Below are 15,084 nucleotides of genomic sequence, written 5' to 3'. Positions count from 1 at the left end.
GGGTGCGGACAGGAGCGGGCCGGGCGCCCCACCAGGCCCGCAGCCCCGGCCAGCGGCGTGTTCGGCAGGAACCGGGCCGCCCGCCCCTAAGCAATCACAAAGGACAGCCGTTCAAGGAATCTTCGCGCGCCTTCGACTTTCGGGTCGCGTCGTCTGGAGGGTCATGCCCGTGGACAAGCAGATTCCGGCCCCTGCCGCGGCCGCGGCGGGGGCCATCGACCTCTCCTGGTGCCGGGCGGAGTTCCCCGCCCTGGAGCTGACCGTCAACGGCCATCCTGCAGCCTTTCTGGACGGGCCCGGCGGGACCCAGGTCCCCCAGGCGGTGATCGAGGCCATGGCCGCCTACCTGGTCAAGAAGAATGCCAACACCCACGGTGCCTTTATGACCAGCAGGGCCACCGACGAAACCATCGCCGAGGCCCGGGCCGCCCTGGCCGACTTCCTGGGGGCCACGCCCGCCGAGATCGCCTTTGGTGCCAACATGACCACGCTCAACTTCAACCTGGCGCGGGCCATCGGCCGCACCCTGCGCCCGGGCGACGAGATCGTGGTGACCGAGCTGGACCATGACGCCAACGTCAGCCCCTGGCTGGCCCTGGAGGAACAGGGGGCCGTCATCCGCTGGCTGCCCGTGGACCCGGAGACCTGCACCCTGGACCTGGATCAGCTGGCAGGCCTGCTGGGGCGCCGCACCCGGGTGGTGGCCATCGGCTGGGCCTCCAACGCGGTGGGCACCATCAACGACGTGGCCCGGGCCGTGCGCATGGCCCACGACGCCGGCGCCCTGGCGGTGGTCGACGCCGTCCACTACGCGCCCCACGGGCCCGTCGACGTCCGGGCCGTCGGCTGCGACTTCCTGCTCTGCTCGGCCTACAAGTTCTTCGGCCCCCACGTGGGCGTGCTCTACGGGCGCCGGGCGGCTTTCGAGGCGCTGGCCACCTACCGGGTGCGGCCCCAGTCGCCCTCGGCACCGGAGAAGATCGAGACGGGGACCCTGAACCACGAGGGGCTGGCCGGGGTGGTCGCGGCCATCGACTTCATCGCCCGCCTGGGCCGCCGCTACCTGGACACCTTCCGGCCGGTGCTGGGCGAGGCCACCGGCCGCCGGGCCGAGATCCTGGCCGGCATGCACGCCATCGAGGCCCACGAGGCGCCCCTGGCAGCGCGCCTGCGGGCCGGCCTGGCCGCCCTGGCGGGGGTCAAGGTCTACGGGCCTCCCGAAGGCCATCCCCGCACCCCCACGGTGTCCTTCACCGTGGCCGGGCATCATCCGGCCGACGTCGCCCGGTACCTGGCCGAGCGGGGCCTGTTCGTCTGGGACGGCGACTTCTATGCCGTCACCTTGGTCGAACGCCTGGGCCTGGCGGCGTCGGGCGGCCTGGTCCGGGTGGGCCTGGCGCCCTACAACACGGTCGCAGAGGTTGACCGGCTGCTGGCGGCAGTGGAGGAACTGGCCCGCCGCTGATCCACGGCCCCGCCGGCGCCGGCCCCGCCGGGGCCCCGAGGGGAGGGAAGCCCACCACCATGGAGCTTGCTGGTCAAGGGCCGGCCCGCCCCCCGGCCCGCCGGCCGCGCCGCCTGCGGCGGCACCGGTTCGTCCCCGTGGACTTCGAGACCTTCACGTCCTGGGCGGAAGAGATCGTCGACCGGCTGCCGCCCCGGCTGCTGCAGGAGCTCGAAGGCGGGGTCCAGATCGACCCCAAGGCCCGGCGCATCCCCTCGGACCCGCCGGGAGTCTACCTGCTGGGCGAGTACATCACCGAGCCCTACCTGGGCCGGTTCATCCGCATCTACTACGGCTCCTTCGAGCGGGTGCTGGCGGGAGAACCCGCCGGCGTCTGGTACGCCGAGCTGGAGGAGACCATCCTCCACGAGCTGCAGCACCACGTCGAAGGGCTGGCCGGCGTGGACTGGCTGGGGCTCGAAGACCTCCGCCAGCTCCAGCAGCTCTGGGAGGAGGCACGCCGGGGCAGGGCCCCGGCCTCCGGCGCAGCCCCCGGCCCGGAGGCGCCCGGAGAGGCCGCCGGTGCCCAGGCCGGCACCGGCGCAGCGGCCGCCGTTGAACAGGCGGGCACCGGCCCAGACCCCGCCGGGCCTGCGCAGGGTACCCTCGCGGGCACCGGGGCCGGGCCGGAAGGGGCGCCCCGGGCGGAAGCCCCCGGCAACGCGGAGGAGCCGCCCAGGCGGGGCGGCTGAGGAAGTACAGGCCGCGCTCCGCACCAGGGGGCTGCTCCCCGGGGGCCTCGACCCCCGGAGAGCTCCGCCCCCGCGGGCTCCGCACCCGGGGCCACCGCAACCGCGGACTCGGCAGCCGGAAGTAGGAAGGCAAGGACCCGCAGGCCATACGCCACCGGAGGGAGGAACGGACGGTGAAGGGCCGCCAAGGACCGCTTCAGGGCATCCGCGTCCTCGACCTTTCGCGGGTGCTCAGCGGGCCGTACTGCACCATGATGCTGGCCGACTTCGGCGCCGACGTGATCAAGATCGAGCGGCCCGAGACGGGGGACGACACCCGGGCCTGGGGACCGCCCTTCGTCAACGGGGAGGCGGCCTACTTCCTGTCGGTCAACCGCAACAAGCGCAGCGTGGTGGTCGACCTCAAGGCGCCCGAGGGCCGCGACCTGATCCGGCGCATGGCGCGGCAGTGCGACGTGGTGGTGGAGAACTTCCGCCCGGGCACCGCCGCCAAGCTGGGCATCGGGCCCGACGACCTGCTGCGGGAGAACCCGCGACTGGTCTACGCCTCCATCTCGGGCTTCGGCCAGGACGGGCCCTACCGGGACAAGCCCGGCTATGACGCCATCGCCCAGGCCATGGGGGGCATCATGCACGTCACCGGCGAGCCCGACCGGCCCCCGGTGCGGGCCGGCGTGGCCATCGCCGACATCGGCGCCGGGATGTGGGCCGCCTTCGGCATCCTGGCCGCCCTGTGGGAGCGGGAGCGCTCCGGCCGCGGCCAGGTGGTGGACGTCTCCCTGCTGGAGGGCCAGATCGCCTGGCTGACCTACGTGGCCGGCAACTACTTCGCCACCGGCCAGGTCCCGCGCCGCTACGGCTCGGCCCACCCCAACCTGGTGCCGTACCAGGCCTTCGAGACGGCCGACGGCCACCTGATCGTGGCGGTGGGCAACGACAGCCTCTGGCGGCGCTTCTGCGAGGCGGCGGAACGGCCCGACCTGGCCGCCGACCCCCGTTATGCCACCAACGCCGGGCGCGTGGAGCACCGGGAGGAGCTCCTGCCGGAGCTGGAGGCGCTGATGCGCCGCCGGACCACCGCCGAGTGGCTCCGGCGCCTGGACCGGGCCGGGGTACCGGCGGGTCCCATCCTCAGCATCGCCGACCTGGCCCAGGACCCCCACGTGCAGCACCGGCAGATGATCGTCTCCCTGGAGCACCCCCGGGCCGGGGTCATCCGGGTGACGGGCATCCCGGTCAAGCTCTCGGCCACCCCGGGCGCCATCTACGCACCCCCGCCCCTGCTCGGCCAGCACACCGACCAGGTGCTGGAGGAACTCGGCCTGCCGGCCGAGGAGCGCCGGCGGCTGCGGGAGGCCGGGGTGATCGGCTGACGACCGCCCTGGCGGCCTCCCCGGCGCAGGGCCGGGCCGGGCGGGGCGGAGGACGAGCCAGCGGAACCGCCACCACATCCCAGAGAAACCGGATCGAGGAGAGGTGAGCATCCCCTGCGGCGAGAGCCGGTGACGCGCAACCCTTCCTTCGACGAAGTCCTCGAGTCGCTGGGGGAGGTCCTCGAGGCCGCACCCGAGCGGATCTTCTGGCGGGGTCGCGACTACGCCGACGACGGGCGCGTGCTGGACCTGGCCTGGGGGCCGGGGCCGGCGCTCCGGGCGCAGGTCGAAGGAACCGCCCGCGAGCCGTACCGGGTCGCCGTCTGGTGGGACCCCACCTCCGACTGCTGGCAGGCGACCTGCTCGTGCCCGTATGAGGGGTGGCCCTGCAAGCACGTGGTGGCGGCCATCCTCCGTTTCATGGACCGGTTCGAGGCAGGGGAAGACCTGCCGGACGACCCCGGGACCACCGGGCCCACCGCCGCCGCGGCGGGTGACGGGACGCCCCCGCCGGCTGGGGCCCGGCCTGGGGAACCGGCAGGCGGCCTGGAACGTGCCATGGCTGCGGGCGGGCCGGCCCGAGCCGTGGCCTCCAGCGGACCGGACCGGGTCCCGGCCCCCGGCGGATCGGACCGAGCCGTACCCTCTGGCGGATCGGCGCCTGCGCCCGCATCGTCTCCCCCGCCTGGACCGCCGGCATCGGCACCGCCAGCGGGCTCGGCGCCGGCCGGCCGGCCCGGTTCCGCCGGGTGGCGTGCCGAGGTGGACCGGTGGCTCGAGCGGGCGGGGTCGGATGCTCCGGCCGGCCGCGGCCCGCAGTCCGGCCGTGACGGCCACCCCGGTGCCGGGCCGCAGCCCGGGACCGACCAGGTGGTGGTCCGCCTCTATTTCTACCCCGACGGCCTGCGGATCGCCATCCACCGCGCCCGCTGGGGCAAGCAGGGGCTTGGCAAGGAGCGGCCGCTGCACTTCGACCCCCTGTCACCGTGGCTGCCCTCGCCGGCCGGGCCCCTGCACCGCCTGCTCTTCCGGATGCTGGAGCATCCCGTCCCCCACCCGGGACGGCCGGGGGCCGCCACCTACGACCCCCTCTACGAGATCCCGCCCGGGATGGTCGACCTCTGCCTGGAGCTCCTCGGCCGGTTGCCCTTCGTGTTCGCCGGGGACGGGCGCGAGCCGTTGCGCATCGAGCACGAGCCCTACCGGGTCGAGGTCGTCGCCGTCCCTGCGGGGGACGATCTGACCCTCACCACCCGCTGGTTCACCGGCGACGGCCGGCCGTGGTCGCCGCCCGCCGGCAGCGTCGGCATCCCGGGCGAGCGCTACCTGTGGGTCCAATGGGGGCCGGTCCTGCGGCCCGTGCTCACCGCTGGCGACGTGGCCCTCCACCTGGCCGTGGGCGCCCGGCCGGTGACCGTCCCGGCCGCCGAGGTGCCCGACTTCATCGGCCGGTACCTGCCCCGGCTCCAGCGGCGGGCGCGGATCCAGCTGCCGGGCGCCTTGCAGCAGCAGATCCGCGACGGGGCGCCCCGTCCTGTGATCCTGCTGTCCGAGCAGGAAGGCGCCCTGGTGGTGGAACTGGCCTTTGCCTACGGCGACGGCGAGCCCTCGATCCGCGCCGGCGACGACGAGCCGGCCCTGGTGCCGGGAGGCGTCCGGGTCTGGTACCGCCGCCGCCCGGACCTGGAGCGGGCGGCGTGGGACCAGTTCGCCGCCGCCATGGCGGCCGTCGACGCCGGGCCCGGGCCCGACGGCAGTGTCCGGCTCTTCGGCGACCAGGCCCTGGACTTCCTGGCCGAGACGCTGCCTCGCCTGGCCCAGCGCTGGGAGGTCCGGGGACAGGAACGGCTGGTCCGCTTCCGGGTGAGCCGCAGCCCCCTGCGATCCCAGGTCCGGGTCGCCACCGGCATCGACTGGCTGGATCTGGACGTGACCTTGGCATCCCCGGAGGGCACGGCCGGTTGGGAGGCGCTGCTCGATGCGCTGCAGCGGCACTCCCGGTACGTGCGCCTGGATTCGGGGGTCATGGCGCGGCTGCCCGAAGCGTGGCTGCAGCGGCTGGGCGTCCTGGCTGAGCACGCCCGCCATCACCGGCGGCGCCGGGGGGCGGGCGGCGAGCCGCGTTCGTCCGGGGAGGAACCGCTGCGCCTCAGCCGCTGGGCATTCGGCGTCGCCGCCCACCTGCTGGAGGCCGCCGACCGCCGCGAGGCGGACCAGGGCTTCCGCCACCTGGCCCGGCTGCTGGACGGCTTCGAGGGCATCCCCGAGATGCCGCTGCCCCGGGGCCTCAAGGCCCGGCTGCGGCCGTACCAGGTCCGGGGTTACCACTGGCTGTGCTTTGTGCGCGACCACGGCCTGCACGGCATCCTGGCCGACGACATGGGTCTCGGCAAGACCGTCCAGGTCCTGGCCCTGCTGCTGGCGGAGATGGAGGACGGCCGGGCCGCGGCACCCAGCCTGGTGGTGGTACCCACCTCGCTGGTCTTCAACTGGGTCGAGGAAGCCCGGCGGTTCGCGCCCGACTTGCGGGTGCTGGCCTTGACGGGACCGCGGCGGGCGCCCCTGTTCCGCCAGGCCGGGGAATACGACCTGCTGATCACCACCTATCCCCTGATCTGGCGGGACATCGCGCACCTGGAAGCGCGCGACTACCACTACCTGATCCTCGACGAGGCCCAGCACGTGAAGAACCCGGACACCCAGACCTGGCAGGCCCTGCGGCGGCTTCGCGCCCGCCACCGGCTGGCCCTGACCGGAACGCCCGTGGAGAACCACGTCCTGGACCTGTGGGCCCTGTTCGAGATCCTGATGCCGGGGTACCTGGGCCGGCAGGAGGCCTTCGTGCGCCGGTACGCGGGGGCTGCCGCGGAGCCGGCCCCGGCGGACGGTCGCCCCGACCCGCGGGTGGCGGAGCTCCGGCGCCGGGTCTTCCCCTTCATCCTGCGCCGGGTCAAGGACGAGGTGGCCCGCGACCTGCCGCCCCGCACCGAGGTGGTGCAGTACTGCGAGATGCTGCCCGCCCAGCGAAAGCTCTACCGCGAGCTGCTGGCCGCCTACCGCGCCCGCGTCCTGGCCGAGGTCGACCGGGCGGGCATCGCCCGCAGCCGCATGACCATCCTGGAAGCCCTGCTGCGCCTCCGGCAGGCCTGCTGCCACCCGGCGCTGCTGGACCTTCCGGGCTACCGCAACGCGGGCTCCGCCAAGCTGGAAGCCTTCCGGGACCTGGTCCATCATGTCGCCGGCGGCGGCGGCAAGGTGCTGGTCTTCAGCCAGTTCACCAGCATGCTGGACATCCTGCAGCGGGAGCTGGACCGGCTAGGGCTGGGCTGGGAGCGCCTGGACGGGCGGGTCCGCAACCGCGAGGAGCGGGTGCGGCGGTTCCAGGAGGGCGACGTGCCGGTCTTCCTCATCAGCCTCAAGGCCGGCGGCACCGGCCTCAACCTGACCGCCGCCTCCTACGTGATCCACTACGACCCGTGGTGGAACCCGGCCGCGGAGGAACAGGCTACGGGCCGTGCCCACCGCATCGGCCAGGACCGGCCGGTGTTCAGCTACAAGCTGATCACCCGGGGCACGGTGGAGGAGAAGATCCTGCAGCTCCAGGAGCAGAAGCGGGCGCTGGCCGGCGCCCTGCTGGCGGGCGACGGCCAACTGGGCAAGGACCTGACCCGCGAAGACCTGGAGTTCCTGCTGGCGCCGGATTGATTTCCGGCGGGCCGTTCCGGCATGGTGGGACCGGACGGGCGCGGGACGGGAGCGGTGGGATCGGCACGTCCCCGCCCACGGACCCGGAAGAACCGGACGGTGGTACGCCCAGCCGGACGGACCGGCTCTGCCGGCGCGGCCGGACGCGCCGGCTCACGGCGGGGACGACGGGAAGAACCGGCCCGCAGCGTGCGAGGGAGGGAGCCCGGCGGCATGAGCAAGCGCGATGACGGAATCCACCAGGCAGAAGCGGCGGCCGCAGCGGCATCCCCGGCCGCGTCGAGGACGGGCGAACCCGGTTCGGATGCCTTCCCGGTGCCGCCTGACGTCCGGCGGCGCCGGCGGCGCATCGCCCTGGCCGTGGCCCTGGTGCTGGCCGCCGCCTTCCTGGTGGGGGTCCGGTCCATGGGGCACATCCTGGCCTCGGCACCGGCACCGGGCAAGCCTGCGCCCGACTTCACCCTGCCCCAGCTGGACGGCCCGCCAGTGCGGCTCTCCGACCTGCGCGGCCGGGTGGTGGTCCTCAACTTCTGGGCCTCCTGGTGCATTCCGTGCCGCGAAGAGACGCCGGCCCTCAAGGCCTTCTACCAGCAGTACGGCGACCGGGTGGCCTTCTACGCCATCAACGTCGCCGAACCCGTGGACACCGTGCGCGCCTTCCTGGCGGAGTTCGGCGCCACCTACCCCGTGCTGCTGGACCGGGACAAGACCGTTTACCGCCAGTATCGGGTCACGGGGTACCCGGAGACCTTCTGGATCGACGAGCAAGGGATCGTGCGGATTCACTGGCGCGGCCCCATGACCCTGGAAGACATGGAGCGCTTCTACCGGGAGACGGCCGCGGCGAGCCGTTCGAGCAACCCGCCGCCGGCCGGGTGAGCGGCGGGCGCGTCACCCGCCGAACAGGACGTCCAGGATTGTCGAAAGGGTGCCGCGCTTGCCGCCCAGGATGCGGGGGTCGTATACCTCGGTGTAACCGCAGTGGAGGCACGAGACAAAAAGGTAGTGGTTGTGCTGGATGTCGAAGAGCTTGCTGAGCCCCGTACCGGTCATGGCCAATTCCTTGACCCGTGCCTGGTCGTTGCCGCACTTGCTGCACTTGAACCGCTCCTGGATCGGCGCCGCCACGTCCACCGGCACCGCCTCCTTCGCTTCGGGCAGGATCCCGACCGGGTCGCGTCGCCATCGGGTCGTCATCAGGGCAAGGATTCGGCCCGGGGTGCGCGGCCTCCTGTAACGTCCACCGGATGGCGAATGGATCGACGAAGGGATAGAAAACGGCCCGGGGCACCGGCATCCGCATGACCCATGCTGGATGCCGGTCGCCGCCGGGCCACATCGGACCGCCAAGCCTGGCGGGTCGCCCGTAGGGGCGCCTGCGCACCAACTCCGGCGCTCTGGTTCCAAGCGCCTTGAGGCGTTACGCCACCTCGTAGCCGGCGTCCTCGACGGCCTCCCGAACCCGGGTGTCGTCCAGGTCGCCCTCGTAGGTCACCGTCACACGGCCGGTGGCCAGGTCGACCTCCACATCCTTCACGCCCGCAATCCCGGAGATCGCCTTCTTGACCGCCGACTTGCAGTGGTCGCAGGACATGCCCTTGACCTGGTAGACCCGCGTCGCCATGGGATCCCCTCCTTGCATGCGACCGGCAGGCCCTGCAGGGCCCGACCGGATGCCCCCGGCGTTTAGGATAGCCCCAGGGGACGACTCCCCTGACGGAGCGGCTCCAAGCGGAACATACCCCGTAGGGGTATTCTGCATTCATGGTAGACCAGGGTCTCCTACCCTGTCAAACCCACCTATCGCCACCGGCCTGGGCCGGTGTTCGCACCCACCGTTGACTCAATATACCCCATGGGGGTATGATCGTGGCGAACGTCGCGTGAGTCCACGTCGAAGGCGCACCGCGGAACCAACGGGAGGGAACCACTTGACCGGCCGAAACGAGAGTGTGGCGACCGAAGACGCACGCCGGCAGCCCGCGGGGGCAGCCGGTCATCCTATCCGTGAACATTGCCATCCCGTGGTGCAGGCCGGGCTCCGCGATGATCGCGGTCCCGATGAACCCGGCACCGGCGGCGCCGGACGGAGCGCGACCGGTACCGCCGGCGGGAGTGGAACGGACGCCGCCGGAAGGGACGACGACGGCGCGGGCGGGATGCAGGCGGGCGGGAACCGGCAGCGCCGGATGACGCCCTATGCCGACCGCAAGAAGCTGCTGGACCGCCTCCGCCGCATCGAGGGCCAGGTCCGCGGCCTGCAGCGCATGGTGGAAGAGGAGCGCTACTGCGTGGACGTGCTGGTCCAGGTGGCGGCGGTACGGGCCGCCCTGGACGCCGTCGCCCTGCAGCTCCTCGAGCAGCACACCCACCACTGCGTCCAGGAGGCCGTACGCAGCGGTGACGGCGACGCCGCCATCGACGAGGTCATGGCGGTGGTGCAGCGGCTGCTCCGGACCCCGTAGCCACGCCGTCTTCAGCCCGCTGGCCTGTTCGCAGCAAGACAGCCTGTAAGGAGGTTCCCCCATGGCCGATACCAGCTTGCTTCAACAGCGCGCCGGCGCCGGGACCGGCCCCACGCCTCGCCCCGGCCCGGGTACCGGCACCGGCGACCGAACCGGCGACGGCGTCAGCCACCACACCGGCCACGGTACCGGCGGCCCCACCGGCCCCGGCAACGGCACGGTGGGCAACGGCACGGTGGACGGCGCCCGGAACCCGCGTGCCAGCGCCGACGGTGCAAGCGCCGCGACACCCTCCGCCTCCACGGCCGAGGTCACCCTGCCCATCGAGGGCATGACCTGCGCCGCCTGCGCCAACCGCATCGAGCGGGGGCTGAAGAAGATGGACGGCGTCGCCGACGCCGCCGTCAACCTGGCGCTGGCCCGGGCGCGGGTCCGGTTCGACCCCAGCCGGGTGACGGTGACCGACATGGCGGCGCGGGTGCGTGACCTGGGCTACGATGTACCCCTGCAGCAGGTGCGCCTGGCCATCAGCGGCATGACCTGCGCGGCCTGCGTCAACCGGGTGGAACGGGCCCTGCGCCGCGTCCCCGGTGTGGCCGAAGCCGCGGTGAACCTGGCCACAGGCACCGGCACCGTGCGCCTGCTCCCCGGCACGGCCTCGGTGGCCGACCTGGTGGGCGCCGTCCGCGACGCCGGCTACGAGGCGGAGCCAGTCGGCGAGGCCGGCGACGAGGCCGAGGCGGCGCGCCAGCGCGAGATCCGCGGGTGGTGGAACCGGTTCGTCCTGGGGGCCGTGCTGTCGCTGCCGCTGCTGGTAGCCATGGCCGCCCACTTCTTCACGTGGCACGGGCCGGTGTTCGACCTTCTTCAGAACGGATGGCTGCAGCTGGCCCTGGCCACGCCCGTGCAGTTCTACGTGGGCTGGATCTTCTACCGTGACAGCTACTTCAACCTGAAGAACCGGAACGCCAACATGTCGGTGCTGGTGGCCCTGGGCACCACGGCGGCCTACGCGTACAGCGTCGTGGCCCTGCTCTGGCCGGGCCTGGGCATCACGGGGCTGTACTTCGAGATCAGCGCCATCCTCATCACCCTGGTGGCGCTGGGCAAGTACCTCGAGGCCGTGGCCAAGGGGCGCACGTCGGCGGCCATCAAGAAGCTCCTCGGCCTGCAGGCGCGGACGGCCCGCGTGATCCGCGACGGGCGCGAGGTGGACGTCCCCGTGGAGGAGGTGGCCGTCGGCGACGTGGTGGTGGTGCGGCCCGGCGAGAAGATCCCCGTGGACGGGGTGGTGCTGGAAGGCCGCTCCGCGGTGGACGAGTCGATGCTCACGGGCGAGAGCCTGCCCGTGGAGAAGGGCCCCGGCGACGAGGTGATCGGCGCCACCGTCAACACCACGGGCACCTTCAAGTTCCGCGCCACCAAGGTCGGGCGGGACACGGCCCTGGCCCAGATCGTGCGCATCGTGGAGGAGGCCCAGGCCTCCAAAGCGCCCATCCAGGCCTTTGCCGACCGGGTGTCCAACGTCTTCGTCCCGGCGGTGATGGCGCTGGCCGGCGTGACCTTTGCGGGGTGGCTGGTGGCGACGGGCGACCTCACCCGGGCGCTGCTGGCGGCCACGGCGGTGCTGGTCATCGCCTGCCCGTGCGCGCTGGGCCTCGCCACGCCGACGGCAGTGATGGTGGGGACGGGGCGCGGCGCGGAGAACGGCATCCTCTTCCGCGGCGGCGAGCACCTGGAGGCGACGGCCACCCTGGACGCCATCCTGCTGGACAAGACGGGGACGCTCACCGTGGGCAAGCCGTCGGTGACGGACGTAGTGGTGCTGGAGGCGCTGGAGGCGCTGGATGCCGGTCCGGGCGTTGACGGCGACGTGGTCGAGGATGCGGCCGAGGATGCCGGCGAGGCCCCAACCGGTGCCGGCGCCAGCGGGAACGCCGCCCCGGGCGGTGACGCAGCCCCCGGCCGCGGCGGGGCCGGTTCCTCCGACCTGGATGCCGCGCAGCGGGCCCTGTTGCGGCTCGTGGCGTCGGTGGAACGGGCCTCCGAGCACCCGCTGGCCGCCGCCATCGTGCAGCGGGCCCGGGAAGCCGGCCTCGACCTGGACGAACCGGAATCCTTCGAGGCCATCCCCGGCCACGGGGTGCAGGCGCGGTTGGCCGGCCGCGACGTGGTGGTGGGCAACCGGCGGCTGATGGAGGCGCGGGGCGTCGCCGTGGACGCCGCGGCGGACCGGCTGGCCGCCCTGGAGGAACAGGGCAAGACGGTCATGCTGGTGGCGGTGGACGGCCGCCTGGCGGGCCTCATCGCCGTGGCCGACACCCTCAAGGAGACGGCCCCCGAGGCGGTGGCCGCCTTGCACGAGATGGGCCTCGAAGTCTGGATGATCACCGGCGACAACGCCCGCACGGCCCGCGCCGTCGCCCGGCAGGCGGGGATTCCCGCCGAGCGCGTCCTGGCCGAGGTGCTGCCCGCGGACAAGGCCGCCAAGGTGCGCGAGCTCCAGGCCCGCGGCCGCAAGGTGGCCATGGTGGGCGACGGCATCAACGACGCCCCGGCCCTGGCGGCGGCCGACGTGGGCATCGCCATCGGCACGGGCACCGACGTGGCCATCGAGGCGGCCGACGTCACCCTGATGCGGGGCGACCTGCGCACCCTGGTGGCCGCCATCGAGCTCAGCCGGGCCACCCTGGCCAAGATCCGGCAGAACCTGTTCTGGGCGCTGATCTACAACACCCTGGGAATCCCGGTGGCCGCCCTGGGTTACCTGAGCCCGGTGCTGGCCGGCGCGGCCATGGCGCTGAGCTCCGTCTCGGTCACGACCAACTCCACCCTGCTGAAGCGTTTCGATCCCATGCGGCGCTTCCGCCGCGATGAAAGGAGCCCGGCGTCATGAGCCGCCAGGGCCGCCGCAAGGGCCGCGGTTCGTCCCGGACAGAGCGCTGGCGAAGAACCGGCGTGTGGGTGGCCGTCATGGTGGCCGTGGCCGCCGTGGCCGGCGTCATCGTGGCGGGCGGGGTCCTGGGGTGGGGCGGGGCGGCCTCGTCCCCGTCCATCCGCCACGTCCACGGCATGGCGGTGGATCCCGGGGATCCAAACCGGCTCTGGGTGGCCACCCACGACGGCCTGCTGGTCTGGGAAGAACCCGGTGGCTGGCGCGGCCGCGTGGGCCCGGTGGCAGACCTGATGGGCTTTTCCGCGGGGCCTGACGGCCGCCTCTACGCCAGCGGGCACCCGGGACCGCAGTTGAACTTGGACAACCCCCTGGGGCTCGCCCGCAGCGAGGACGGCGGCCGGACCTGGGAACCCGTCAGCCTGGAGGGCGTCGTCGACTTCCATGCGATGGCGGTGAGTCCGGCCCACCCCGGCCTGATCTACGGTTACTTTTACGGTGACGGGCAGCTCTACCGCAGTGAAGACGGCGGGCAGACGTGGACCCGCACCCCCGCTTCGGATCTGGCCGGCCCCCGTGGTCTGGGCCCGCTGCAGTTGGTGGCCCATCCGACCGATCCCGCGACGCTGCTGGCGGCCGGGGAGAACGGGCTGCTCCTGAGCACGGACGGCGGGCGAACCTGGGAACGGCTGCGGGACGGGGTGGTGACCGCGGCGGCTTTCGTTCCCGGAACGGACCGTGGGACCATCCTGGTCTACGACGCCGCCGAGGGGCTCCTCCGCTCCACCGACGGCGGCCGGACGTGGCAGCCCGCGGGGTCGGGCTTGCGGGTGGACCCACAAGATCCGCTGGCCGCCCTGGCGGCCCGCCCCGACGCTCCGCAGCGGATCTACGCCATCACCATGACAGGCACGCTCTGGCGCAGTACCGACGGCGGCGGGACATGGGAAACGATCGGGGCACCGCAATGACCCACGGCGCGCCCATTTTGACGGCTCCCAGCGCACCCTCCTTACCCTCAGGCCATAGGTTGCGGACAGGTGGGGCCACGTCCGCCGCGGCCCCACCTGTTGTCGCCGGGGATCCCTGGCAGACCTGTGGCGAAAGGAGCGGTGTGCGATGCCCATGCCGGACGTCGCGGGGCAAGAGGGTCACCTCGAGCAAGCCAAGGCGCCCCGTTGCCTGCCGCTGGCCGCGGACACCCACCACACCACCCGGGTGGCGGGCCGGCACCCCATCGCGACCAGCGTGGCCGCGTCGCAGACGGCGTTCCCCGACCCGTCCGTCCCCGAACTTCGTCCCGGCGTCGCCATCCTGGCCCGAGGCGACGAGGACCACTTTCAGGACGCCCTGGTCGCGTCTCCTCTGATGCATCACCCGCGCAACGGGCCGATTCTGCTGACCCTCCCCGACGAACTGGACCCGCTCGTCCGCGACGAGCTCCTCCGGCTGCGCCCTCCGGGTGTGGGCGCGCAGCCAGGGCACGGCACGGCGCCCGGTGCGGCGGAACCGGCCGGAACACCAGCGGGTATGGTCGCAGAGGGCACGGACTCCGGTCCCCTGCCGGAACTGGAGCCTGCCCCCGCCCCCGGTCCGGCGGAAGGCACGCACCAGGGTCCCGTCCAGGTGTTCCTGGTCGGCGACTTGTCGCACGCCGTCGAGCACCAGGTCCGGCGGCTGGGCTTCCGGTCCCTGCGCCTGCGAGGCCGCAACGTCTTCGAGACGGCCGCCCAGGTAGCGCAATTCGTCGGTGTAGGCAGGACCGTCATCGTCGTATCCGGCGAAGAGTTCGCCGAGGGGCTGGCGGCGGCGGCGTGGTCGGCCCACACGGGTCAGCCCATCCTGTTGACGCGCCGTGACACGCTACCCCTGGCCACGGCGCGGGTCATCGCCCTCGCCCGCAATCCCAACGTCTACATCGTGGGCAGCGAGCGGACCGTATCTCGAGAAGTGGAACGAGCCATCCGAGGTCTTACGACCGGTCTGGTCCACCGGATCAGCGGGGCGTCACCCTTCGCCATCTCCGTGGAACTGTCCCGCTTCCTCAGCCCGGCGGGCGACTTCGGCTGGGGCAAAACCGAACCCGCGGGTCACTTCTTCCGTTTCTCCGCCGTCGACGCCTGGCAGTCCGCCATCGCCGGCAACCTTTTCTCGCACCTCGCCTCCCACGCGCCGCTGCTGCTGGTTGAACGCGGGCAGGTCCCCGACGTGGTCCGCACCTATATCCTGAGCGTCAACCCTCGCCACACGGACCCCGCCCCTCCGTTCATGCACGGCTACATCGTCGGCCCGCCCGGCGAGGTGGCCTGCCGGGTCCAATTCGAGCTGGAGGTGCTCCTCCGCACGGTCATCGAATGAAGCAGGCCGGCCGCATCAGGCCGGCCCGTCCGCCAAGGAGAGGCATGGCGCCCGCCGCCGGCGGCCCATGCCTCTCCCCTTGCTCAGCCCGCTC

General features: G+C 73.0%; 11 protein-coding genes. 9 read left to right on the top strand and 2 right to left on the bottom strand.

From position 1 onward, the window contains the following. The first annotated feature begins 163 nt into the window (after positions 1-163). From THESUDRAFT_RS04485 to THESUDRAFT_RS04465, 5 genes are all read left to right on the top strand, one after another. Entirely contained in the window at positions 164-1,465 is a 1,302-nt protein-coding gene (locus THESUDRAFT_RS04485; protein ID WP_083855341.1) for a cysteine desulfurase-like protein, read from the top strand. A gap of 59 nt (positions 1,466-1,524) precedes the next feature. After that, positions 1,525-2,196 (top strand): metallopeptidase family protein, encoded by a 672-nt coding sequence (locus THESUDRAFT_RS12135; protein ID WP_006903545.1) that lies wholly within the window; start codon positions 1,525-1,527, stop codon positions 2,194-2,196. A gap of 173 nt (positions 2,197-2,369) precedes the next feature. Further along, positions 2,370-3,569, top strand: a complete 1,200-nt coding sequence (locus THESUDRAFT_RS04475) for a CaiB/BaiF CoA transferase family protein (RefSeq protein WP_006903544.1) — start codon at positions 2,370-2,372, stop codon at positions 3,567-3,569. A 129-nt stretch (positions 3,570-3,698) separates the two neighbouring features. After that, positions 3,699-7,274, top strand: coding sequence for a DEAD/DEAH box helicase (locus THESUDRAFT_RS04470; protein WP_006903542.1), 3,576 nt, complete (start codon positions 3,699-3,701; stop codon positions 7,272-7,274). 213 nt (positions 7,275-7,487) lie between these two features. Continuing rightward, entirely contained in the window at positions 7,488-8,153 is a 666-nt protein-coding gene (locus tag THESUDRAFT_RS04465) for a TlpA family protein disulfide reductase (protein ID WP_006903541.1), read from the top strand. Positions 8,154-8,165: 12 nt separating this feature from the next. Here the strand turns inward: THESUDRAFT_RS04465 and THESUDRAFT_RS04460 are convergent, their stop codons facing one another. Together THESUDRAFT_RS04460 and THESUDRAFT_RS04455 are read right to left on the bottom strand one after the other, a co-directional pair. Continuing rightward, positions 8,166-8,408, bottom strand: a complete 243-nt coding sequence (locus THESUDRAFT_RS04460) for a zinc ribbon domain-containing protein (RefSeq protein ID WP_006903540.1) — start codon at positions 8,406-8,408, stop codon at positions 8,166-8,168. Between the two features lie 286 nt (positions 8,409-8,694). Continuing rightward, entirely contained in the window at positions 8,695-8,898 is a 204-nt protein-coding gene (locus tag THESUDRAFT_RS04455) for a heavy-metal-associated domain-containing protein (protein WP_006903539.1), read from the bottom strand. Positions 8,899-9,205: 307 nt separating this feature from the next. Here THESUDRAFT_RS04455 and THESUDRAFT_RS14240 point away from each other — a divergent pair, with 307 nt between their 5' ends. The 4 genes from THESUDRAFT_RS14240 to THESUDRAFT_RS04435 all read left to right on the top strand — a co-directional run bounded on the left by THESUDRAFT_RS14240 (position 9,206) and on the right by THESUDRAFT_RS04435 (position 14,990). Continuing rightward, complete coding sequence (locus THESUDRAFT_RS14240) at positions 9,206-9,739, top strand: metal-sensitive transcriptional regulator (RefSeq protein WP_006903538.1); 534 nt, start codon at positions 9,206-9,208, stop codon at positions 9,737-9,739. 61 nt (positions 9,740-9,800) lie between these two features. Then, positions 9,801-12,635: a heavy metal translocating P-type ATPase gene (locus THESUDRAFT_RS04445; RefSeq protein ID WP_006903537.1), complete on the top strand. Its 2,835-nt coding sequence runs from the start codon at positions 9,801-9,803 to the stop codon at positions 12,633-12,635. Further along, positions 12,632-13,603 (top strand): F510_1955 family glycosylhydrolase, encoded by a 972-nt coding sequence (locus tag THESUDRAFT_RS04440; RefSeq protein ID WP_006903536.1) that lies wholly within the window; start codon positions 12,632-12,634, stop codon positions 13,601-13,603. Before THESUDRAFT_RS04445 ends, THESUDRAFT_RS04440 begins: the two co-directional genes overlap by 4 nt. A 148-nt stretch (positions 13,604-13,751) precedes the next feature. After that, the gene (locus THESUDRAFT_RS04435; protein ID WP_006903535.1) at positions 13,752-14,990 is read left to right on the top strand and encodes a cell wall-binding repeat-containing protein; all 1,239 of its coding nucleotides are present in this window, start codon (positions 13,752-13,754) and stop codon (positions 14,988-14,990) included. Positions 14,991-15,084 lie beyond the last annotated feature (94 nt).

Origin of the sequence: Thermaerobacter subterraneus DSM 13965, assembly GCF_000183545.2 — a bacterium.
GTDB classification, from domain to species: Bacteria; Bacillota; Sulfobacillia; order Thermaerobacterales; family Thermaerobacteraceae; genus Thermaerobacter; species Thermaerobacter subterraneus.
This window is presented reverse-complemented; position numbering and strand designations above follow the sequence as displayed.

Bases quoted from the DNA above. Each gene is read 5' to 3' on its own strand.
- THESUDRAFT_RS04455 (WP_006903539.1), bottom strand. From the start codon at position 8,898: ATGGCGACGCGGGTCTACCAGGTCAAGGGCATGTCCTGCGACCACTGC.
- THESUDRAFT_RS04445 (WP_006903537.1), top strand. From the start codon at position 9,801: ATGGCCGATACCAGCTTGCTTCAACAGCGCGCCGGCGCCGGGACCGGC.
- THESUDRAFT_RS04485 (WP_083855341.1), top strand. From the start codon at position 164: ATGCCCGTGGACAAGCAGATTCCGGCCCCTGCCGCGGCCGCGGCGGGG.
- THESUDRAFT_RS12135 (WP_006903545.1), top strand. From the start codon at position 1,525: ATGGAGCTTGCTGGTCAAGGGCCGGCCCGCCCCCCGGCCCGCCGGCCG.
- THESUDRAFT_RS04435 (WP_006903535.1), top strand. From the start codon at position 13,752: ATGCCCATGCCGGACGTCGCGGGGCAAGAGGGTCACCTCGAGCAAGCC.
- THESUDRAFT_RS04465 (WP_006903541.1), top strand. From the start codon at position 7,488: ATGAGCAAGCGCGATGACGGAATCCACCAGGCAGAAGCGGCGGCCGCA.
- THESUDRAFT_RS04440 (WP_006903536.1), top strand. From the start codon at position 12,632: ATGAGCCGCCAGGGCCGCCGCAAGGGCCGCGGTTCGTCCCGGACAGAG.